This is a genomic window from Sabulibacter ruber (assembly GCF_017355955.1).
GTDB lineage: Bacteria > Bacteroidota > Bacteroidia > Cytophagales > Hymenobacteraceae > Nibribacter > Nibribacter ruber_A.
Map to the genome: position 1 here is coordinate 285,937 of NZ_JAFFID010000001.1, position 22,680 is coordinate 308,616.

Annotated in this window: 20 protein-coding genes; 11 read left to right on the forward strand and 9 right to left on the reverse strand. The window is 50.0% G+C overall.

From position 1 onward, the window contains the following. Window positions 1-207: 207 nt before the first annotated feature. Entirely contained in the window at window positions 208-2,208 is a 2,001-nt protein-coding gene (locus JT719_RS01200) for a tetratricopeptide repeat-containing sensor histidine kinase (RefSeq protein WP_207430287.1), read from the forward strand. Between the two features lie 115 nt (window positions 2,209-2,323). Here JT719_RS01200 and JT719_RS01205 read toward each other — a convergent pair whose 3' ends face one another. After that, window positions 2,324-3,796, reverse strand: a complete 1,473-nt coding sequence (locus tag JT719_RS01205; protein ID WP_207430289.1) for a nicotinate phosphoribosyltransferase — start codon at window positions 3,794-3,796, stop codon at window positions 2,324-2,326. 354 nt (window positions 3,797-4,150) lie between these two features. On the opposite strand from JT719_RS01205, the gene JT719_RS01210 reads away from it, so the two are divergent. From JT719_RS01210 to JT719_RS01230, 5 genes are all read left to right on the forward strand, one after another. After that, window positions 4,151-4,480, forward strand: coding sequence for a hypothetical protein (locus JT719_RS01210; protein WP_207430290.1), 330 nt, complete (start codon window positions 4,151-4,153; stop codon window positions 4,478-4,480). 162 nt (window positions 4,481-4,642) lie between these two features. After that, window positions 4,643-5,005, forward strand: a complete 363-nt coding sequence (locus JT719_RS01215; protein ID WP_207430291.1) for a cupin domain-containing protein — start codon at window positions 4,643-4,645, stop codon at window positions 5,003-5,005. A gap of 35 nt (window positions 5,006-5,040) precedes the next feature. Then, entirely contained in the window at window positions 5,041-5,937 is an 897-nt protein-coding gene (locus JT719_RS01220) for a LysR substrate-binding domain-containing protein (RefSeq protein ID WP_207430292.1), read from the forward strand. Window positions 5,938-6,014: 77 nt separating this feature from the next. Continuing rightward, a complete protein-coding gene (locus JT719_RS01225; protein ID WP_207430294.1) occupies window positions 6,015-7,217 on the forward strand; it encodes a threonine synthase in 1,203 nt (400 codons plus the stop codon). Between the two features lie 113 nt (window positions 7,218-7,330). Then, on the forward strand, window positions 7,331-8,518 hold the full coding sequence (locus tag JT719_RS01230; RefSeq protein ID WP_207430295.1) for a dipeptidase: 1,188 nt from the start codon (window positions 7,331-7,333) through the stop codon (window positions 8,516-8,518). A 76-nt stretch (window positions 8,519-8,594) separates the two neighbouring features. Here the strand turns inward: JT719_RS01230 and JT719_RS01235 are convergent, their stop codons facing one another. The 3 genes from JT719_RS01235 to JT719_RS01245 form a co-directional block, all read right to left on the reverse strand. Then, window positions 8,595-9,410, reverse strand: coding sequence for an aminotransferase class IV (locus tag JT719_RS01235; RefSeq protein WP_341350726.1), 816 nt, complete (start codon window positions 9,408-9,410; stop codon window positions 8,595-8,597). Window positions 9,411-9,460: 50 nt separating this feature from the next. After that, on the reverse strand, window positions 9,461-10,561 hold the full coding sequence (gene dprA, locus JT719_RS01240) for a DNA-processing protein DprA (protein ID WP_207430299.1): 1,101 nt from the start codon (window positions 10,559-10,561) through the stop codon (window positions 9,461-9,463). 111 nt (window positions 10,562-10,672) lie between these two features. After that, a complete protein-coding gene (locus JT719_RS01245) occupies window positions 10,673-11,011 on the reverse strand; it encodes a MerR family transcriptional regulator (protein WP_207430301.1) in 339 nt (112 codons plus the stop codon). Between the two features lie 265 nt (window positions 11,012-11,276). Between JT719_RS01245 and alaS the strand changes: the two genes are divergently transcribed. From alaS to JT719_RS01260, 3 genes are all read left to right on the forward strand, one after another. Further along, the gene (gene alaS, locus JT719_RS01250; protein ID WP_207430302.1) at window positions 11,277-13,913 is read left to right on the forward strand and encodes an alanine--tRNA ligase; all 2,637 of its coding nucleotides are present in this window, start codon (window positions 11,277-11,279) and stop codon (window positions 13,911-13,913) included. Between the two features lie 302 nt (window positions 13,914-14,215). Beyond that, window positions 14,216-15,673 (forward strand): Asp-tRNA(Asn)/Glu-tRNA(Gln) amidotransferase subunit GatB, encoded by a 1,458-nt coding sequence (gene gatB, locus JT719_RS01255; protein ID WP_207430304.1) that lies wholly within the window; start codon window positions 14,216-14,218, stop codon window positions 15,671-15,673. An 18-nt stretch (window positions 15,674-15,691) separates the two neighbouring features. Continuing rightward, the gene (locus JT719_RS01260) at window positions 15,692-16,816 is read left to right on the forward strand and encodes a TlpA disulfide reductase family protein (protein ID WP_207430306.1); all 1,125 of its coding nucleotides are present in this window, start codon (window positions 15,692-15,694) and stop codon (window positions 16,814-16,816) included. Between the two features lie 66 nt (window positions 16,817-16,882). On the opposite strand, the gene JT719_RS01265 is transcribed toward JT719_RS01260, so the two are convergent. The 3 genes from JT719_RS01265 to JT719_RS01275 form a co-directional block, all read right to left on the reverse strand. Further along, the gene (locus JT719_RS01265; RefSeq protein ID WP_207430308.1) at window positions 16,883-17,518 is read right to left on the reverse strand and encodes a hypothetical protein; all 636 of its coding nucleotides are present in this window, start codon (window positions 17,516-17,518) and stop codon (window positions 16,883-16,885) included. Between the two features lie 38 nt (window positions 17,519-17,556). Beyond that, window positions 17,557-18,078: an acyl-CoA thioesterase gene (locus JT719_RS01270; RefSeq protein ID WP_207430310.1), complete on the reverse strand. Its 522-nt coding sequence runs from the start codon at window positions 18,076-18,078 to the stop codon at window positions 17,557-17,559. A gap of 130 nt (window positions 18,079-18,208) precedes the next feature. Beyond that, window positions 18,209-18,829 carry a protein-L-isoaspartate(D-aspartate) O-methyltransferase gene (locus JT719_RS01275; protein WP_242693041.1) on the reverse strand — a complete coding sequence of 207 codons (621 nt, stop codon included), beginning with the start codon at window positions 18,827-18,829 and terminating at the stop codon, window positions 18,209-18,211. A gap of 209 nt (window positions 18,830-19,038) precedes the next feature. On the opposite strand from JT719_RS01275, the gene JT719_RS01280 reads away from it, so the two are divergent. Both JT719_RS01280 and JT719_RS01285 read left to right on the forward strand, forming a co-directional pair. Then, a complete protein-coding gene (locus JT719_RS01280) occupies window positions 19,039-20,445 on the forward strand; it encodes a sugar transferase (protein WP_207430314.1) in 1,407 nt (468 codons plus the stop codon). Window positions 20,446-20,543: 98 nt separating this feature from the next. Further along, window positions 20,544-21,131, forward strand: coding sequence for a riboflavin synthase (locus tag JT719_RS01285; RefSeq protein WP_207430315.1), 588 nt, complete (start codon window positions 20,544-20,546; stop codon window positions 21,129-21,131). A 77-nt stretch (window positions 21,132-21,208) separates the two neighbouring features. Here the strand turns inward: JT719_RS01285 and JT719_RS01290 are convergent, their stop codons facing one another. Continuing rightward, entirely contained in the window at window positions 21,209-21,778 is a 570-nt protein-coding gene (locus JT719_RS01290; RefSeq protein WP_207430317.1) for a phosphatase PAP2 family protein, read from the reverse strand. A gap of 4 nt (window positions 21,779-21,782) precedes the next feature. Continuing rightward, window positions 21,783-22,676, reverse strand: coding sequence for an oxygen-dependent coproporphyrinogen oxidase (gene hemF / locus JT719_RS01295; RefSeq protein ID WP_207430319.1), 894 nt, complete (start codon window positions 22,674-22,676; stop codon window positions 21,783-21,785). Window positions 22,677-22,680 lie beyond the last annotated feature (4 nt).

Below are 22,680 nucleotides of genomic sequence, written 5' to 3' on the forward strand. Positions count from 1 at the left end.
CAAGCACGTGACCACATGCGAGTATTCCGGGCTAACCCCGGAGTGCTCGCATTTATATTTTTAGGCATTGTCTATCACCTATAATCCTTTGCAATGGAATAGTAATAAGGCGGTTCAGGAACTAATCTTATAATACAAAACTTCTGTTACCTTTAGTACAAGATTATACCTGAATACAAGTACTTACTCCACAATTTTATATTTTTTATGAAGAGAGCAGTTTGTCTCTTGCTACTCGTCGCTGGTCAGGTGCAGGCTCAACAAATAAGTATTGACAGCTTACAGGCGCAGATAAGTCGTACAAAAGTAGATTCAGCCAAGGTGAGGCTCCTGAATCTTGCCGCGTCCAAGTACATCAATACAGATCCGGTAAAAGCTAGAACCTTAAGTCTGGAAGCAGAGCAATTAGCCTCTAAATCTGACAATGCTAAAGGACAAGCTGCGGCCCTCAATATCATTGGTGTCACCTACTTGCTCACGAGCGAATTAGGTAAATCCTTGTCATTTCATCATCAGGCCCTGAAGCTGCGCCAACAGTTACGTGACACAGCGGGTATCGTGAGCTCCCTCACCAACATAGGCAACGTGCATGTGAGAAATAATGAGCTTCTTAAATCTTTGCCCATCTATGCAGAGGCTTTAAAGTTAGCCGAAAAAACAGGGGATAAGAAGGGCATGGCCCGGCTCTACAACAATATGGGAGCGGTCTATGAGAATTCAAATCAGCTCCCCAAAGCCCTGGTTTATCTTCAGAAGGCTGCCAAGCTGAAAAGAGAACAGAAAGATACCCTCTCTTTGGCTGCCACGTTGTCGCACATGGGCTCCCTGAGCGTTGCCATGGAAGACCATGCCAAAGGACTCACGTTCTTGTTGCAGGCGAATGAGGTACAGAAAAGGGGAGGAAACGATTCAGATAGAATCATTACCCTGAGAGAGATTGCCTACGCCTATGATGCGTTGGAAGATTACCCTAATGCCATAAAGTTCGCCGAGGAAAGTCTTGAACTGGCTAAGAAAATGGGGGCCACGCTTCATGTTGGGCTGGCAAGTGGGTTCCTGCATAAACTCTACGCGGCAAAAAAGCAGTACCCCAAGGCGTACCAATCTTTGCTGACTCGCACCCATGCCACAGACACCCTCTTTGCCAAACAGCGCCGTAACCTGATGGCAGAGGCCGAAGTCAAGTTTGAGGTAGAGAAAAAAGACCTGGAAAACCAGAAGCTGAAACTGGAGAAAGAAAAATACCAGCAGGAAATCCAATATGAAAAGCTGGTAAAACAAATTGCCATAGGCGTAGGGTTTTCCCTTTTAACCCTAGCCGGACTTCTTTTCATTGGATGGCGCCGGGTAAAGAAAAGCAATGCCAGAGTTAAGGCAATTAATCAGGAGATTGAGGAAAAAAACCGTGACATCTCCCAGAAGCAGGAAACCTTGGTGTCCCAGTCTAACGTCCTGCAAACCCAGCGCGATGAACTAGAGAAATTAAACACCTTCCAGAAGAAGCTTTTCTCTATTGTTTCGCACGATCTACGCAGCCCGTTTACCTCAGTGCAGTCCTTGTTTTATCTGGCTGACAAGAATGCCGTTAGCGACCAAGACTTCAAGCGACTGTTCTATCAATTAGGGAAGGACTACGATAACGCTACAAACCTGCTTAATAACATTCTTGTCTGGTCTAAGAGCCAGATGAGTGGAGCTTCTGTAAAGCTGGAAAAACTACCCTTAAAGCCTTTGATTTCAGAAACAATCGAGCTTTTACAGCATAATGCCACTCTTAAAGGCATCCTGCTGTTGCAGAAAGGAACAGAGGAGGTGCAGGTACTAGCCGATAAAGAACGATTGAAGTTTGTGATCAGAAACCTGATCTCCAATGCCATCAAGTTCACCCCGGAAGCAGGCACCATTGAAGTATCGGCAATTGGTTCTGACCAGGAGGTTCAGATAGCGGTGAAGGATAACGGAACTGGAATTCCGCTAGAGGCCCAATCAAAACTCTTTACCGAAGAACGCTACTCCAGAAGAGGAACTTCCAACGAAAAAGGAACCGGCATTGGCTTAATGCTTTGCAAGGAATTGCTGGACAGCATGAACGGCACCATCTCTGTACAAAGTGAACCCAAGGCAGGAAGTACGTTTCTGGTGCAACTACCCAAAGCAACCTTTGACGAAACAGAGAAAGAACATGCACTGAGTCTGGCCTTGAGCTAAATAGCAGATAGGTAGCTACTGATACTTGCAGTAATTACTCAAAAACAAAGAACCCGTTTTAAGCCTGTTTTACATAAAAGGTCTTAAAACGGGTTCTTTGTTTGTGTTTAACAGGTTAGGTGGTTTGTGACTCCCGCAGTTGAAGAATGAGCTTGAATTTCTTTTCATGCAACTGCTCTTCCAAACCTACCTTGTAAATGTGCGGGTTCAGGAACCGGCGGTAGGTCTCGTGCAGAAGGCTTAGCTGCTGTTTAGTACGTTCCTGAATAGCCGATAGCTCAGGGGAGGTGTACACTTGTTTCCCGTCGCGGAAAACAGGAACCAGCAGGTCCTGGTGGTTGCAATCCTTCGCGAAGCTTTTGCGCTGGGTGGGATCATTGGGGTGTACCATGGTGGCGGAGGCATTCACCTGAAGTGGCTCAGAATAGATCATATCGCCTACTAAGGAGTCATTGCGGTAGAACCGCCGCACCTGTAAAATACCAGGGGTAGAGACTTTGATGAGCTGCTCAGAAAGCTTCAGTTTATAATCCCAGTCTCCGTTTTTCTGGCGCAAAGCGGCCAGTTTGTACACGCCTCCCAGAGCCGGTTGGTCATAGGCGGTCACCAGTTTCGTGCCGATTCCCCAAGTATCAATGCGGGCTCCCTGCAGTTTGAGGCTCTGGATCAGGTTTTCGTCCAGGTCATTGCTGGCCAGGATAGAAACATCGGGGAAATCCGCCTCATCCAGCATTCTGCGCCCTTCTATGCTCAGATATGCCAGGTCACCGGAATCAAGCCGGATGCCTTTCAGTTCGCTGCCTTTCTCCCGCAGTTGCCGGGCTACCTCAATGGCTTTCTTGATGCCGTCCAGGGTGTTGTACGTGTCGACCAGGAACACAGAATCATCGGGGAACACATCGGCGTAAGCCGCGAAGGCTTCCTGCTCCTCGTCAAATGACATAACCCAACTGTGCGCGTGCGTGCCTTTTACCGGAATGTTGAACAACTGACCAGCCAGCATATTGGAGGTAGCTCCCACACCGCCAATGAAAGCCGCCCGCGCGGCGGATAAGGCCCCATCCGGACCTTGGGCGCGGCGCATCCCAAACTCAATCACGCGGTCGCCCTGGGCGGCATCCACAATGCGGGCAGCCTTGGTAGCGATCAGGGTCTGGAAGTTGAGGATGGTGAGCAAGGGGGTTTCCAGAAGCTGGCATTGCAGAATGGGGCCTTTGATGCGCAACAAGGGCTCGTTCGGGAAAACCACAGTTCCTTCTTCAATGGCGTCTACATCGCAGGAAAATTGTAATTGGCGGAGGTGGTCCAGGAACCCGTCTTCAAATAACTGCTGCCCTGTGCTGCTCTTGATGCTTCTCAGGTAGGAGAGATCCTGCTCGGTAAACTTCAGGTGCTGCAGCAGGTCAATGGCATCGGCTAAGCCGGCCGCAATGGTGTAACCTCCCTGGAATGGGTTCTTTCTGAAATACAGGTGAAAAACCGCTTCCTGCTCTTCCATCCCTTTTTTCCAGTATCCCTGGGCCATGGTCAGCTGGTACATATCGGTAAGAAGCGCGAGCGAAAGCTGGTAACGTTGGGTGATGTTCATGTTGCTGGTTTGGGTTCTTTTTGGAGAAAACAGGCCGAAAAGCGATTCCCTTCTCCGCCGTTTGCCTCTCTACGCAACAATGATATAAAACTTTGGGGTGGTTTGCTCTTTTTTGATGCCTGTACGGTTTGGCTGGTCATCTTTTGAAGCTACCCACATAAATCATCAAAGATCAATGCTTTGAAAAAAATGAAATTTGGAACCGGAAATTTTTAAAAAGATGAATTAAAGTTGGAATATAAAAAGATTTTTATGTAACTTTAGTAAAGTTAAGTCCGTATTTACCTTTAAACATTGTAAAAGATGATGTGAATTTTTACTGAGTTGCATTAGGGCCCCTAAAAACAGGAAATCATGAAAAAAGACCAGTTATCCACCCTGATTGCCGTTGGTTTCTTCGCTGGTACATTTGTAATAGCGTTCACTTCCAATGACAGCGATATTGCCGCTATGCGGGTATTAGCCTACCTGGCAATCGGCTGTTTCCTCACGCTCATTGCTATTTTTTGGGACAAGCTCTTCAAGGCCCACCACCAGGAGCATGATCCCAGCAAAATAAATTCAGTTCTGTCAGACGCCCAGAAGTTCTCCCAGGAATATGGAGACATTTACATAATGGCTGACAAACTCAAAAAACAACGCAAAATCCGGCATATTGACACCATCACCGGTGAACCTGCTTAACCTCCTTTGGGATAATGATATAAAAAGAATTACTGATTTACTCCTCAAAAAAGCCTCTTCCTCTAGGAGAGGCTTTTTTTATTCATCGGCTTCAGGAAAAGCCATAGAACCACCAACAAGTACTCTTCCTTTTGTACCTTCACCCTTTAAGTGTTTAAAAAGATGCAAAAAGTTAATATAGACGAGAAACTACAGCTGTTCTCTGATTACTGGAACCCCAGGATTGTAGGCGAGCTGAACGGACAGCAGGTAAAACTGGCAAAGTTCAAAGGCGAGTTTGTTTGGCACCACCACGACCATGAAGATGAAATGTTTCTGGTGGTGAAGGGGAGTTTCAAGATGGAGTTCAGAGACCATACGGTAGACCTGCACGAAGGCGAGTTCCTGATTGTGCCCAGAGGCGTGGAGCACCGGCCCGTGGCTCCTGAAGAAGTGAGTGTCATGCTGTTTGAACCGGCCTCTACATTAAATACCGGGAACCAGCGGGACAGCGAACGCACCCGTGAGGTCCTGGACCGGTTGTAGAAATTGGCTTTTGATTGTTTTAAATACCTGGTCCTGTGATTTCGCATAAACACGTTGTCTTCCTGGAAGTGGCGCGGCAGCTCAGTTTTACAAAAGCCAGCCAGATTCTGTACATCAGCCAATCTGCCATCAGTAAACAGATCAAAGCGCTGGAGGAGCATTACAAAACGGGTTTGTTTGAAAGATACGGGAACAGCATCAGCCTTACGCCCGCAGGAAAACTGCTTTACCAGAAGCTGGAGGCGGTGCAACTCATCCAAAACGAGCTTCACCAGGAACTTCCCCTTATCAGCAAAGACTTCCAGCCCAACACCACGTTGGTGCTGGGGGCCAGTACAACCGTGTCGCTCTACATTCTGCCCCCGGTGTTGTCTGAGTACCTTACCCGTTACCCGCAGGTGAACTTAACCCTCAAAAACCGGAACAGCGAAAACATACTCAAGGCGTTGCTGGACCATGACATTGACCTGGGCATTATTGAGGGAATCAGGAAGATAAGCCAGGTGACCTACACGCCCTTCCTCACCGATGACGTGATTGCCGTCTGCTCGCACCGGAACCCGCTGCAAAAGCATGAACTGGAGGTAAGTGACTTGTACCAGATCCCGCTGGCGCTACGGGAATCGGGGTCCGGCACGTTGGCGGTGCTGGAGGAGGCACTGGTGCAGCGTGGGGTGAAGCTTTCCCAACTACCGGTGCGGGTGAGGCTAGGCGGCACCGAGGCCCTGAAGAACTTTGTGCGGGTAGATACCTGTATGGCTTTCCTGCCCCGGCAGGCCGTGCTGCATGAGCTCGACTCCGGAGAACTGGTGGAGGTAAAAATCAAAGATCTCCAGGTAAAAAGGACTTTCAGCTTTATTCAGCGAAAAGGGACCGAAAACAACGCGCCTTACAAACACTTTCTGCAGTTCATGACCCGGCAGTATTCCTAAACGGAATAGCCTATCTCCAAAAGCTATTTGATATGGTTATACCCTTTGCCCATTTTGCCGGGGTAAAAGCCGAAACTATGTCAACCTCTCTCTTAACTAGCGTTAGTAACATTTCTCACCTGGTTTGCTCAAAATGCCAGCAAGAGTATTCCCATGAATCTTTGCAGAGGGTTTCTGCCTGCTGCGGAATGCCTCTGCTAGCCCGGTATGCTGTTTCAGCTCCCTTTTCCCAGAAAGTCCTCCAAAACAAAGAGGGTACCATGTGGCGCTACCAGGAAATGCTGCCGGTGATCAAACCCGAGAATAAAGTCTCCTTAGGCGAAGGCTTCACCCCAATTCTTTCATTGAAAAACCTGGGTAGCTCCTATGGCTTTGAGAACCTCTTGCTAAAAGACGAAGGACAAAACCCCACCGGATCGTTCAAGGCCCGGGGCCTGAGCATGGCCATTTCCAAAGCTCTGGAACTTGGGGTAGAAGGGTGTATCATTCCCACAGCCGGGAACGCCGGAGTAGCCATGGCCGCTTACTGCGCCAAAGCAAATCTGCCGGCAATAGTGGTCATGCCACGTCATACGCCCAAAGCCTTCAAAGAGGAGTGTTACTGGTACGGGGCCGAGGTGCACCTGTTGGATGGCCTCATTCATGACTGTGCCGCCGAGGTTAGAAAAATGAATCACCATGGGCAATTGCTGGATGTCTCCACCCTCAAAGAGCCGTACCGCCTGGAAGGAAAGAAAACCATGGGCTACGAACTAGCTGAACAGTTGCAATGGAATCTTCCTGACGTGATTCTGTACCCAGCAGGTGGCGGCACCGGGTTGATAGGCATCTGGAAAGCTTTCCAGGAAATGATCGCCCTGGGTTGGCTGGACAAAGACGTGCGGTTGCCCCGCATGGTAGCGGTACAGGCCCAGAATTGCCGTCCGTTGGTAGATACTTTCCTGGGGTTGCAACAAAATTCCCAGCAGTATAACGGAAAGCCCACTATTGCCAATGGACTAGCCGTTCCCAGACCTTTGGGTGAGCCCCTGATGCTGCAGGTCTTGGCTGAATCAAAAGGTACTGCCATTGCCATCTCTGAGGAGGAAATGGTGGAAGGAATACGGGAAATTGGCAAAAAGGAGGGTCTTTTCGTGGCCCCCGAAGGTGCCGCCGTTTGGATGGCAGCCCGTCAACTGCTAAGCCAAGGATGGATTCAGGCCCAGGAGAAAGTCCTGTTGCTCAACACGGGTGCCGGTCAGAAATACGTCCAGAACATAGAGGGACAATACCTTAACTAGCTCTTTTCCATTATAGGTTCCTTACACGGAGGTGCGAGTTGGCCGCATCAATTTTGGGATATGCCGGTTTTTGCGTAAACTGGGGTGCCTACATCCATCACTTTGGCTCACCCATGAATATTAAATCCTCCTTGTCGCTGGCCGCGGCAATCGGTCTTCTGGCCTCCTGTTCCAGTTCATACCAAACCCTGCACCAGAAGTCAATACTGGTAGACACCCACAACGATGTGCTTTCACAGGTAGTAATGGAAGGCCACTCCATGGAAAAGGACCTCACCGGAATTGCTCATACAGATTTGGCCCGGTTGCGAAAAGGAGGCGTTGACGTACAGGTGTTCGCCATTTTCTGCGATGAGACTTACGGGACAGGCAGAGCATTCAGGTTCGCGAACCAGCAGATCGATTCGCTAGAGGCCATCGTGAAGCGAAACCCCGACAAATTGCAGTTGGTGTACACTCCCGCAGAAGCCCGGCAGGCGGTCAAGAACCACAAAACTGCGGCCTTAAGCGGAGTAGAGGGAGGCCACATGATTGAGGATAACCTGGATAATCTTACCCACCTGTACAACCGGGGCGTTAGATACCTCACGCTTACCTGGAACAACAGTGTTGCCTGGGCTTCTTCCGCCGCTGATGAGAAGAAGGGAAGTGGCTACCACAACAAAAAAGGCCTGAACGACTTCGGGAAGCAAGTAGTAAAGCGGATGAATGAGTTGGGCATGTTAGTAGACCTATCGCACGTGGGAGAGCAGACCTTCTGGGACGTGATCAATACCACTTCCAAGCCGGTGTTAGTTTCGCATAGCTGTGCCGCTACCTTCAGTCCGCACCACCGAAACCTTACCGATGACCAGATCAAAGCCGTGGGCAAAAACGGCGGAGTGATTCACCTGAACTTCTTCTCAGAGTTTCTGGACAGCGCCTACACCAACCGGATGAGTGCCTTTATGGCCAAACATGATGCTGAGATTAAAGCCCTACGGCAAAAAGGTTTATCTGGCATGGCGCTTAGAGACGCTATTTTCCAGCAATACCCTAATGAGTCTGGCACCATCAATCCGCCGCTTTCTTTGCTCATTGACCACATAGACCATATTGTGAAGCTAGCCGGCATAGACCACGTTGGCCTGGGCTCTGATTACGACGGCATAAGTTCCACCCCGGTCAGCCTGGATGATGTAAGTACTTATCCTGTAATCACCAAGGCTTTGTTAGAGCGAGGGTACAAGAAAAAGGAGATAGAGAAGATCTTAGGCGGTAATTTCCTTAGAATCTGGGAAGCTAACGCCAAAAAGAGCTAAAAAACAAAAGCCTCTTTTCATAGAAAGGAGGCTTTTTACTGTGTACTGTTTTGGTGCTCTTTTTCCTAAAACATTACTAAAACAAAGTTTCGGCCGCAATTAGAAAGGGATGAATTGTAACCGGAAACGAAAGCTGGTCAAGCCCGCTGAGTTGCTTTATACCCGTGACATTGGCTGCAAATACAACTTCGGCCTCTTGTAGCAACTCCGGCTTGTACAGTCCTTCAGCCACGGAATAACCAAGCTGAAGGGCTAGCCTCATCAGGTTTCTTCTGGCAATTCCGTTTAGGCATCCGGTTTGCAAGGAAGGATTAAAGAGGGTGTTTTCCTTGATCCAGAAGATAGAGGAAGCCGTTAATTCTGCTACATGCCCCTGGCCATCCAATAAGAGCAGGTCATCTGCAGCTTTCTCTTTTTTCTCCCGGCTCGCGAGCACATATATGGGAGAGTGGACACCCTTAAAGCCCGAGAAAGGAGAGAAGTATGTTTGGACCGAGGTGCAGGTCTGTGCATGAACAAACTCTTGAGCAGGACTCTGAGAGGGTGCTGCGGTTACTATCCATTCTACGGCGTCTGTTTGTGGGGTGTATAAGCCTGCACCCGTCCGCCAAATTTTCCATTTCAATCTTCCCAACTCAGCGCAGTGGTTTTTACGGGCCAGTTCTTCCAGTTGGTCACTTAAAGCAGGTTTATTAAAGAAAGAAGGTATTTCCATCTTCAGAACAGCGGCTGCTTCCAGTACCCGGTCCAGATGGTCTTGCCAAAACCGGACTTTGCCATTCTGCATGATCATGGTTTCAAAGAAGCCATCGCTGTATTGAAAAGCCCGGTTAGAGAAGGGCAGCCGAAATTCTTCTTCTGAGATGAATTGTCCGTTGTAGAGAAGGTACACGCTTTAAAATCAGGTATAAAGGATTAGAACTTTGTTCAACTGGAAGTGAATCAAACTAAAGCAAACTGCTTGCCTGGGAGGCTTTTAACCCTTCCGCTGAACTCCAAAGTGAGCAGAACCGATGACAGCTGATTCATAGAAAGATTGGTGTGCCGGCTAATCACGTCAATATGGGAAGGGCCGGCTTCTTTGAGCGTTCTGAGCACTTGCCGTTCCTCGGCAGTGAACTCCTTCAGGTCCCATTCCTCCGTAGCAGGTACTGCCGGAGGAGCCAAGGCTTTGTCCCAATTGAGCAGTTCTTCCAGGTCTTTGAACTGGGTATAAGGAACCGCCTTCAGGGACTTGATGAGTTGGTTGCAGCCTTGGGACGTTTCTGAAAGAATAGGGCCCGGCACGGCCATCACCTCGCGGTCATAGCTGTGGGCAATGTCAGCGGAGATGAGCGAACCGCCCTTCTGGGTAGATTCCACTACAATGGTACAATCTGCCAGGCCAGCGATGATTCGGTTACGGGCGGGAAAGCGAGGAGCATCGGGTTTGGTCTCAAAGGGGTTCTCGGTTAACAGGCCGCCTTGGAAGAGCATTTTCTCGGCCACACTCTTGTGCACGCTGGGGTACACTGCATCAATCCCGGTTGCCATTACACCCACGGTGGGCAGTCCAGCCCGCAGCGCAGCTTTGTGGGCAGCAATGTCAATGCCATAGGCCAGGCCGCTTACCACCAGCGCCCCGTGTTTTACCAGGCCCTGCACCAGTTGCTCCGTTACCATGCGGCCGTACTCCGTGCTTTTACGGGTCCCCACAATGCTGATCACCTTGGAGGCGTTCAGGTCTGCTGTGCCTTTGTAATACAGCAGGAGCGGGGAATCTGGCAGGTTGCGTAAGCGGTTGGGGTATTCCGGCGAGGTATAGAACAGGATTTTAACCTTTTCCCTCTCGGCGCGGGCTAGAATCTGTTCCGCTTGCCGCAGTACTTCCTTCTGGTGAGTAGCAATCCTTCCGGCCAGCACATCACCCACTCCCGGAATCTTCGTCAGCCGCTCTTTGGGCACGGAGAAAACATCTTTCGCCGATCCGCAATAACTGACCAGTAGCCGTGCGTTTCCGCCGCCAATTCCGGGAATTAAGGGCAAAGCAACTTCGTGGAGCATGGTAGGGAGTTCTGAGTCAATAGTCCTGAGTCCTGAGTGGGTATATACGTTTAAAGCTCACCAAGTTATCAACTCAGAACTCAAGACTCAGAACTCAGAACTTGCTTCCCGCTAGGGAAGCTGTGATTTGATGCTGAGCAAAAACTCCTTCACTTTCTCCAGGCTCTGGATCATTTCAAATTTTTCGCGGGCCTGCACGCCGCGGTTTTTCAGCATCTCACGGGCGCCCTGGATGGTGTAGCCGCGCTCCTTTACCAAATGGTACACAAACCGTAGGTTTTCAATGTCTTTTGGCGAAAAGAGGCGGTTTCCTTTCTTGTTCTTTTTGGGCTTCAGAATATCGAATTCGGTTTCCCAGAACCTGATCAGCGAGGGGGCCACTTCAAACATGGCGGCCACTTCCCCAATGCTGTAATATTGTTTTTCTATATCGCGTTCTTTATAAGGCACTTTCTTGAGAGTTCTGAGTCTGGAGTTATGAGTGCTGAGTCTGAAAGTATCTCAAGCCGACTCAGGACTCAAGAATCAGAACACAGGACTCTTTTTAGCTTGTTTTCTGAAAAACAGGCGTAAAACCTGCCGCCAGCCTCCGCAATTTGCCAAAAAAGCTTACTTTTGCAGGAGACGCAAGGCGCACTGGAACGGCAAAAATTGGCTTTTTCTTTCGCATTTACAAGACCTTGCGCCATAGATTAGAAAGCAATTATTTAGATACATGACCTCCGCTGAGATCCGTCAGAAGTTCCTAGATTTCTTCGCCTCCAAAGGCCACCAGATTGTTCCGTCGGCGCCCATCGTGGTGAAAGACGACCCCACGCTCATGTTCATCAACTCCGGCATGGCGCCGTTCAAGGATTATTTCCTGGGCAACAAACCCGCGCCTTACGCCCGCGTGGCCGATACCCAGAAATGCCTTCGCGTGTCTGGTAAGCACAATGACCTGGAGGAAGTAGGCTACGACACCTACCATCACACCATGTTTGAGATGCTGGGCAACTGGTCTTTTGGCGATTACTTTAAGCAGGACGCACTCAAATGGTCATGGGAATTGCTTACTGAGGTGTACAAGCTGCCCAAGGACAGGCTTTACGTGTCTGTGTTCCAGGGCGATGCTACTGAGAATCTGCCTATGGACCAGGAGGCGTTTGATATCTGGAAGACCATGATTGCGGAAGACCGCATTCTGATGGGCAATAAGAAAGACAACTTCTGGGAGATGGGCGATACGGGTCCGTGCGGCCCTTGCTCTGAGATCCACGTAGACCTGCGTTCAGAGGAAGAAGTAGCCAAGATTCCCGGCAAAGACCTAGTGAATAATGACCATCCTCAGGTAGTGGAAATCTGGAATAACGTGTTTATGGAGTTCAACCGTCTGGCCGATGGCTCTTTGGTGAAACTTCCTGCGCAACACGTAGATACGGGCATGGGCTTCGAGCGTTTGTGCATGGCCATCCAGGGCAAACAGTCCAACTATGACACCGACGTTTTCCAGCCGCTTATCCAGTTCATTGCTGCTGAGGCCGGTGTAACATACGGTGAGAACGAGAAGACCGATATTGCCATCCGCGTGATTGCCGACCACATCCGGGCGATTTCCTTCACTATTGCTGATGGGCAGTTGCCGAGCAACAACAAGGCTGGTTACGTGATCAGAAGAATTCTGCGGCGTGCAGTGCGGTATTCCTTCACCTACCTGAACTTCAAGAAGCCGTTCCTGAACACCATTGTTCCGGTGCTGGCTGATCAACTGGCCAATGTGTTCCCTGAACTGAAGGCTCAGCAAGCCTTTGTGCAGCGCGTGATTGAGGAAGAAGAGAACGCGTTCCTGCGCACGCTGGAAAACGGTCTTAAGCGCCTGGAGTCACTGAACGATACTTTCAAGGCGAACGGCAATACCATTGACGGTAAAACCGCCTTTGAACTGTACGATACCTTCGGGTTCCCGCTGGATCTGACCGCTCTGATTGCCAAGGAAAACGGCTTCACCATTGATGAGGCGGGCTTCACCGCCGAGATGGAGCAGCAGAAGAACCGTTCCCGCAACGCCGCTGCCACGGAGCAGGGCGACTGGGTGATTTTGCAACCAGAAGTGGAAACGGAGTGGGTAGCCTATGACGCCGAAGAGGTGGAAGCCCGCGTGGTTCGCTACCGCCAGGTGACCGCCAAAAACAAGAAGGAATTCCACGTAGTGCTGGACCGCACGCCTTTCTACGCCGAGAGCGGCGGACAGGTAGGCGATACCGGCGTACTTCAGTCAGAAGCGGGCACCGTGAAAGTGCTGGACACCAAAAAGGAAAACGACCTGATCCTGCACATCACAGCTGATCTGCCCAAAGACCTGGAAGCTCCGCTGAAAGCCAAGGTTGACAGCAAGCGTCGGGCTCTGATCAAGAAAAACCACTCGGCCACGCACTTGCTGCACGCCGCTTTGAAGCAGGTTTTAGGCGATCACGTGAACCAGAAAGGTTCTTTGGTGAGCGATAAACTGCTGCGCTTTGACTTCTCGCACTTCACCAAAGTGACCGAGGAGCAGTTGCGCGAGGTGGAGCACATCGTGAACGAGCGCATCCGGGAGTCTATTGAGAAAGACGAGCGCCGCAACGTGCCTATTGAAGAAGCGAAGAACATGGGCGCTATGGCTTTGTTCGGTGAGAAATACGGTGACTTCGTGCGGGTGATTACTTTCAACAAAGATTTCTCCATTGAGCTTTGTGGCGGTATTCACGTGCAGAACACGGGGAACATCGGTTTCTTCAAGATCGTGAGCGAAAGCTCCGTGGCTGCCGGCGTAAGAAGAATTGAAGCCATCACCGCCGATGTGGCCGAGCAGTTCGTAGACGAGCAGATTTCCCAGTTTGAGGAAGTAAAGCAGTTGCTGGGCGTGCAGAAAGACTTCGGCAAAGCCATTGAAAAACTGCAGGACGAGAACAACGCACTGCGCAAGCAACTGGAAGCGTTTGAACTGAAGCAGGTAACTGCGCAGAAAGAGAAACTGGCGTCTCAGGTACAGAGCCGCGACGGCGTGAACTTCCTGGCAGCCCGTGTTGAAGTAAGCTCAGCCGATTACCTGAAGAAACTGGCCTTCGACCTGCGCAACGTAGTAGATAACCTGGTGCTGGTACTGGCTGCCGATGTAGACGGAAAACCGCAACTGGCCGTGATGCTGTCAGACGAAGTGGTTTCCGGCAAAGGCCTGAACGCCGTGCAAATGGTGAAGGAACTAGCCAAAGAGATCAAAGGCGGCGGCGGCGGACAGCCGTTCTACGCCACTGCCGGCGGAAAAGAAGTGGCTGGCTTAGATGCCGCCCTTGCCAAAGCCGAAGGTTTGATCCAGCAGGAATTAGCAAAGTAAATTATGTTTCGGGGCTGCTTTCTTGGAATCAGCCCCGAAACATAATTTACCTGTCAGACACTTTCTGGCGCGAGTCTCCAGACTCGTGACAAAAGATGAGGCGAGTCTCCAGACTCGCTAATTGGCAGGAATAGTTTAGGTAGTCTGGAGACTACCGCTATCCAGAGGCGCGAGTCTGGAGAATCGCGCCAGTTTCAGATAAAATGAAATGGAAACAATAGCGGTTTACCGGTTGTTTTCAGAAAATAGACCCAAAACAGAAATCGTGTTACGTGCTACGTGATACGTGCTACTAACGAAACATGAACGAAGAGATCCGTTCCCAATACCAAGCCATCATCGGTCTGGAGGTACACGCGCAGTTACTTACGGAGAGCAAGGCGTATTCTTCAGATTCCACGGAGTACGGCATGCTGCCGAACACCAACCTGAGTGTGATTACCCTGGCGCATCCTGGTACGCTGCCGCGGGTGAACAAGAAAGTAGTAGAAATGGCCATGAAAATGGGCTTAGCCACCGGCAGCCAAATCACGCGCCACAACTACTACGCCCGTAAGAACTACTTCTATCCAGATCTTCCCAAGGGCTACCAGATCACGCAGGACAAAACGCCAATTTGTACCAAAGGGCACCTGGACATCAAAACCAAAGACGGCCAGGAGAAGCGCATCGGGATCACCCGCATCCACATGGAGGAAGACGCCGGGAAATCCATGCACTTGGCCGGGGAGACCGAAACCCTGGTGGACCTGAACCGCGCCGGAACGCCGCTGATTGAGATCGTATCGGAACCAGACATTCGGGACTCAGAGGAGGCCTATGCCTATCTGACCCAGATCAAGAAGCTGGTGCAGTACCTGGAGATCTGCGACGGGAACATGGAAGAAGGTTCTCTGCGCTGCGATGCCAACATCTCGGTGATGAAGAAAGGCGCCAGCAAGTGGGGTACCAAGGTGGAGGTGAAGAATATGAACTCCTTCCGGAACGTGCAGCGCGCCATTGAACACGAGATTGATCGTCAGATTGAGGTGCTGGAAGCGGGCGGAACCGTGGATGCTGAGACCCGGAACTTTGATGCCAACACCGGCACCACCACGGGCATGCGCTCCAAGGAAACCATGAACGACTACCGGTACTTCCCGGAGCCGGACCTTCCGGCCGTGATCATTTCAGATGAATGGTTGCAATCTGTAAAAGAAAGCATGCCAGCCCTGCCGCAGGAGCTTTATGACCGTTTTACGAAGGAATATGGCCTGTCTGATTACGATGCCGGCGTGTTGACCGATGACAAAGACATCGCCCTGTACTTTGACGCGCTTTGCCAGCACACCAAAAACTACAAAGCCGCGGCCAACTGGATGAGCGGTCCGGTGAAATCATACCTGAACGAGCTGACGCTGCACATGAGCCAGTTCCCGCTTACTCCGGAGCAGATTTCAGGTCTCATTGCGTTGGTAGACAGCAACAAAGTAAGCCACAGCGTAGCTTCCAAGCAGATCTTCCCGTATTTACTGGAAAACCCCGGAAAAACCGCTGAGCAAGTGGCCACTGAGCATAACCTGGTGCAGGAATCAGACGAAGGGGCACTGCAGTCCATCATCGATGGCGTTTTAGCGGCGAATCCGCAAAAAGTGGCCGAATACAAAGCCGGGAAAGCTTCTCTGTTGGGCATGTTCATGGGCGATCTCATGAAACAAACCAAAGGGAAAGCCGATCCAAAACTGGCCAATAAGTTGCTGAAAGAGAGCTTAGAAAAGTAGGACTACTTACAGAAGAAGATGAAAAAACAAATCATACTGGCAGCCGCCGCCCTGGCAGTGCTGGGAGCCTGTCAGAAAAAGGGAGTAGCCACCGCTGACACCGATAAAAGCTACCGCATCACGGGCAAGATCACCAACATGACTCGTGGCAACGTGTACCTGGACGAATTGGGCGAGCAGGCCTTCGTGCCCGTAGATACTGCTACCATCAACAAAGACGGTACCTTTGTGATGGAAGGCACCGTGAACGAGCCTGCCATCTACAAACTGGCGTTTGATAACCAGGAAGGCATCATGCTTGTGGTGGACAACCAACCCATTGAAATCACCGCCGATTCTGGAAAAGTGGCCCAAAGTTACACCGTGAAAGGCTCCAAAGACTCTGAGCTGATCAAGGAACTGAACGGAATCATGCAGGGCATGCAGCAGAACGTTACTGCCTTAAACCAGCAATTCCAGCAGGCTGCCACCCAGGGAAACCAGGAGGAGATGAAACGGCTGCAGGAGCAGTTCATGGCTGCCCAGCAGGACAACCAGACCAAACTGAAGGCGTTTGTGAAAGCGAACCCGGCTTCTGTGGTATCGGTGTATACGGCTGGCAATATCCTGAACCTGGATGAGCACTTCACCTTTGTAGACAGTATGTCCACTGCGTTCAAGCAGTCGCTGCCTAACTCCAAATACACCAAAGCCCTGGATGAGCGCCTTACCAGAATACGGAGCACCGCGCTGGGAAGCGCAGCCCCAAACATCACCCTTCCTTCGCCACAAGGACCAGAGATTTCGTTGGCTTCTTTGCGGGGCAAGTACGTCCTGATTGATTTCTGGGCCAGCTGGTGCGGTCCGTGCCGTCAGGAAAACCCGAACGTGGTACGCATGTACAACAAGTACAAAGACAAAGGATTTGAGATCTTTGGGGTAAGCCTGGACCAGGACAGAACCAAGTGGTTGAATGCCATTGAAAAAGATAAACTCACCTGGCCGCACGTATCTGACCTGAAAGGCTGGGAAAGCAGTGCTGCTTCCCTGTACGGGGTAACGGCCATTCCGCAAACGGTGCTTTTAGACAAAGAAGGAAAAATCATCGCCAAAAACCTGCGCGGTGCTGCGCTGGAGGCTAAGCTTGCTTCTTTGCTGCCATAACTATTTCCCCTAGTTCAGATGAAAAAGGGCTGCCACATTAGAATGGCAGCCCTTTTTTCTTTTAGATTAATTCTGCTGAAGGAAGATCTTCTGAAGCACCTCCCACAGCTTCTTTTTCAGTTCAACGCTTTTCTCAATGTCTTCCAGGGAATCTACCAGCACAAACCTGGAGTTCTCAGACCTGTACATCCGGTAAAACTCCATTTTTGAGAGATTGGCCACGGGTAGTCCTTGCCCGAAAAGCAAAATGGCCTTTGCCTGGTATTTAGCGGCAATTTGTTTCACGTCATGCGTCAAAGACGGGGCCAGATTCCCAAACTTCACCTGATTGGTGGCCAGGCCCACGGCGGCTAACACCTTTTGCAGGAAAGCGTGCTGCGGGAGTTGCTGGAATACAGCCCCGTTCACCTGGAACAGAAGATAGGTTCCTTTCACGGCTTCGCCCAACCATTCTATCTCTGGAGCAGGTTCCGGAACAATCGGAGCAGGTGCTTTCTGTGGCATTTCTGGCAAACGTGGCGTTTTTGTTTCAGCTATGGGAGCTACCATTGGCTCAGCCTTGGGTTGTTCCGGAGCGGGAACAGAAACCACCTTTGCCTGGGCGGGTACCACGCCATGACTTTCCTGCTCAGGAATCACATAGAGCGTATCCTGCCCAAAAAGCTGTTGTAAAAAAGAGAGATCAGGTTGAAAGGCTGACATGGCAATTTTTAATCTGTATTTTAGAAAATAGGCCTAAATCAATTATCTAAGTCAAAGATAGATTTAAGCTCATTAGCGTCATGCGGTTTCATCCGGCCCGCCAAAATCAAACGCAACTGGCGTCTGCGGAGTGCACCTTCGTATAACTTTATTTCTTCCTCAGACTCTGGAATGGCCTCTGGCACATCAATGGGGTTGCCAGACTGATCAACCGCTACAAACGTAAAGAAGGCTTCGTTTGATTTCACCTTGGTGCCCGATGGAATGTCCTCTGACCACACATTGATGTGCACCTCCATGGAGGAACTAAACGCACGCGTTACTTGGGCCTCCAGCGTGATCACGTTACCTAACTTGATGCTTTCTTTAAAAGACACATTATCTACCGAGGCGGTAACCACAATGCGGTTAGAGTGTTTTTGGGCCGCAATTGCAGAAACAATGTCCATCCAGTGCATCATTTTACCACCCATCAGGTTGTTCAGGGTGTTGGTGTCATTGGGCAGAACAAGCTCGGTCATCCGCACATAGGAATCTTTGACAGATCTTTGCTTACGCATAAATAAAAGGATAGTATGAGCCTGTAAAGATACACGGTAAACCGCAAAGCTGTCTCCTTTAGGCTAATGGTTGTTAGGTGAAATTTCTCTTCAATCCTGATATAGACCTTTTAAGAAAGAAGATAGGCAATTATTTCCAGCCTTGTTTTCCTAAAAGTGGCACAAACTTAAAGTTGTCAAATTCTTCTTTAGCGAACTCATCTTCGCCAAGGCGGGTGATGCGCAGCATTTTCTGCGTAGCGGTATCACCCACCGGAATTACCAATTTGCCGCCGATGGTTAACTGGCGCAGTAAGGTTTTAGGAATGATGGGAGCTCCGGCCGTAACTATGATTTTATTGAAGGGAGCATGCTGCGGAAGACCTTCAGAGCCGTCGCCTAGAAAAGTATGCGGCGTAAGCCCCATCAACTGAAACTGACGGTTTGCCTTGTGGTACAAAACCTCGTTATACTCAATGGTATATACCTTAGGCGTAAGTTTCAGTAAGATGCTGCACTGGTAGCCAGAGCCAGTCCCAATTTCCAGGATCTTATCGGTGGGTTGTACTTCCAGGAGTTCGGTCTGGTAAGCCACAGTATAAGGCTGTGAAATGGTCTGCCCTTCGCCAATAGGGAATGCTTTGTCCTGGTAGGCTTGCTCCAGAAAGGCTTTCTCAAAGAAGAAGTGTCTGGGCACCTGTTCCATTGCCTCCAGTACCCGCTTGTCTTTGATTCCTTTTTCCTGAACAATACGCACCAAGCTTTTGCGCATACCTTTATGACGGTAACTGTCTGTGAGCATAAATGAGCCAGATATTAAACTTTATACGTTTTTAAACCTTACAGGAAGTAATTGCGGCGCTAAAATAGCAAATAGGGTTTTAAAACCTGCCGGAATAAATTTTGACTATGATTTGGAATTAGAGTGTAGTTTTGTGGTTAGGCGGAGTTGAAGTCTGCAGTGTCGCATTTGAATAATCCATGCCAGTAAGCCGCAATCTACATATCTATAAAGTTGTTCTCGGGGATTTCTTTTCAGCCTTTCTGGCCTGGATCGTATTTTATCTCTCTACTAATTATCTTTTTGTAGAACTAACCGATGCGTTGGATCTTGCTTTTCTGGGCAGATCCTTCATGGTGGCCTCTTCCTGGGTAGTGCTGTACGCTTTGTTGGGGCGTTACCGGGACATTTACCGGGTATCCAGGTTCAAGGAGGTGGTGCTGCTGGCAGGAATGTCGCTTGGCGGGGCGGTGGCCATCTTTTTGGCGTTGCTGTTTGAAGACCCCAATGCGCAAGGGTTTCAGGTGTACTATGAGCCCATTGGGTATTACTTTCTTCTGCATTTCATTTTCTCGGTGATCGTTAAGGTGTCGGTTTTGAACCACTTGAAGAAGTTGGTGCTGAACGGAGACATTTACTTTAACACGGTTGTGGTAGGCTCCAGCAGCAACGCCCGCGAAGTGTATGACGAGCTGGAGAGCAACAACAAGCATCTGGGGTTCAGGATTGTGGGGTTTGTGCAGAGTGAACTCACGTTGCCGCATTCTTTCCAGGAGCAAATTCCCTTGCTGGGGTCTTTCCATAAACTTCCATCGGTGATCCGGGAGCTGGAAATCCAGGAAGTAATCATTGCTATTGAGCCTTCCGAGCACAAGCTTATAGAGCAAATTCTAAGCTCGCTGGAAGGCGAATCTGTCAGGATCAGTATTCTCCCCGATGTGTACCAGATTCTGCTGGGGTCGGTGAAAGTAGCCCACCTCTTTGGCACACCCTTGATTGAGGTAAAGCGCGACCTGATGCCTTTCTGGCAACAGATTCTGAAAAGGGTGATAGATCTGGTTGCGGCAGTGGTGATCCTGATAGGTTTATCGCCGCTTTACGCCCTGGTAGCCATTTTGGTAAAAGCTTCTTCCCCAGGCCCTATCTTCTTCAAACAGGAGCGGATTGGTCTTCAGGGAAAACCCTTCAACATCTTCAAATTCCGAAGCATGTACTTAGACGCGGAGAAGATGGGGCCCGCGCTCTCTTCCGACGATGACCCCCGGGTGACAAAGTTTGGCAGATTTATGCGGAAAGTAAGGTTAGATGAACTTCCGCAGTTTTATAATGTATTGATAGGAGAGATGAGTCTGGTAGGGCCCCGGCCCGAAAGACAATACTTCATTGATTTGATCACCGCACAGGCCCCCCATTACAAGCACCTGCAACGGGTACGGCCCGGTATTACTTCGTTGGGCCAGGTGAAATTTGGGTACGCCCAGAACGTTCAGGAAATGGTGCGGCGCCTGAAATACGACATTCTTTACATTGAAAACATGTCCCTTGCTATGGATTTCAGGGTGATGTTGTATACCGTCAAAATCATTGTGCAGGGCAGAGGGAAGTAATGTGCTACTGAAGGAATGTGCTAAGGTGATGAAAGAATCCTTAGTACATTCCTGAACCATTAGCACATCAGCACATTAAACAATTAGCAAATTCAACCATGTTCACAGGAATCATAGAAGCGCAGGCCGAGGTAGTAGCAATCAGAGACGAACAGTCTAACCGGCATTTTACCCTTACCTGCCCGTTTACGCAGGAGCTTAAAATAGACCAGAGTGTGGCGCACAATGGGGTTTGCCTCACGGTGGTGGCTATTGAAGAGAATACCTACACCGTGACGGCCATTGCCGAGACGCTTTCCAGAACCAACCTGGGGCAATTACAACAAGGCGACAAAGTAAACCTGGAGCGCTGCCTGCTGGCAAATAGCCGCTACGATGGGCATATTGTACAAGGGCACGTAGACCAGGTTGGTATCTGCGAAGAGGTGAAAGACCAGCAAGGAAGTTGGTTGTTCCGGTTCCGGTATCAGCCCCAGGCGGCGGGAAATGTCACCGTGGAGAAAGGGTCCATCTGCGTGAATGGGATCAGTCTTACGGTGGTGGAGTCTGGCGAGGATTTCTTCTCGGTGGCCATCATTCCGTATACCTATGAGTTCACCAACCTGCATGCGGTAAAACCCGGCGATCAGGTAAACCTTGAGTTTGACATTATCGGGAAGTACGTGGCCCGTTTACTCAATAAATAAGAACAAGTGTGTCTGTTTTAAGCCGGATTATCAGAAACCAAGTTTGAAACAGACACACTTCTTTGTTTAGTTGGTTGCTATTGTTGCCAATAAGGGAATTTCTGGGACGCCTTGCGGAAGAAGTACATTCCCAGCCAGGCAGCGGCAATGCCAATGAGCGCTCCGCCGGTGATGTCTCCGGGGTAATGAACTCCTAGGTAAACGCGGCTGTAAGAAATGGCCGCTGCCCAAATCAACAACAGCACTTTAAAAGCCCACTGGTTTTTAGGCAACAGCAGAATCACAAATATGGCCACTGCAAAGGCATTGGCGGCATGGGAAGAAACGAAGCCATATTTACCTCCGCAGCCATCTATGGCGTTCACGGCACCTAAAACTGGATCATGACAAGGGCGCAATCGGGCAAAAAAAGGTTTGAATATACCCGATGACACAAAATCGGCTATGCCCACGCTGGCACCCAGGCACAGCACCATAAGCACACCTCTTCGTTTGTAAAAGTAAAAGAATAAGCCTGCCAAGATCGCGTAGAAAGGGAACCACACGTATTTGTTGGAGATAAAGACCATCACGCCATCCCAAAACGGCGAATGGTGGCTGTTCAGCTCCAGAAACAAAGATTGGTCTAAGGCAATGAGTTCGTCCATGCGGTTACAGGTTTACCCAGTCAATACCCGGTTTAAAACAAGCCAAGGCCTCCGCCTCGGGTGAGCCTTCCTCCGGCGAATGGCTGTAGTGCCAGCTGGCCAAGGGAGGCAAACTCATCAGGATCGACTCAGTGCGGCCGTTCGTTTCCAGCCCGAATTTGGTTCCTCGATCGTTTACCAGATTAAACTCCACGTAACGGCCCCTTCTGATCAACTGCCAGCTCTTTTCCTCCTCCGTAAAGGGCAGTTCCTTGTTCTGGTTTACGATGGAAGTATACGTAGGCGAGAAGGTATCTGCCACGGCCTGCACAAACGCGAACCTGTCTTCAATAGAGACTTCTTCAGTAGGGGTGAGCCGATCGAAGAAGATGCCGCCTACGCCGCGGGTTTCTTCGCGGTGCGGAATGTAGAAGTATTCATCGGCCCACTTTTTGAACTCTGTGTAATATTCGGGCCGAAAACGGTCACAGGTATTTTTGAGTTGCTGGTGGAAGAACCTTACCTGCTCTTTGTTCACGTAAATAGGCGTAAGGTCTATGCCTCCGCCAAACCAGGCATCGCCGTTGCCTGCCTCAAAGTAGCGCACGTTCATGTGGGTGATTGGCACGTGGGGGTTCCTGGGGTGAATCACCACCGATACGCCCGTTGCAAAGAAATGCGGATCTGGTAAAAGCAGGGCGTTGGCCGCTTTCTCGGGCAGAATTCCTTCCACGGCTGAGAAATTTACGCCTCCTTTTTCAAAAACAGCGCCGTTCTGGATCACGCGGGCTGCCCCGCCGCCGCCACCCGGACGCTCCCATTGGTCTTCCTGGAATTTGGCCGTACCATCGCAGGCTTCTAAATCAGCACAAAGACGCTCCTGAAATGACTTAAACCAGCTTTGTATCGTATCTCTCATGTAA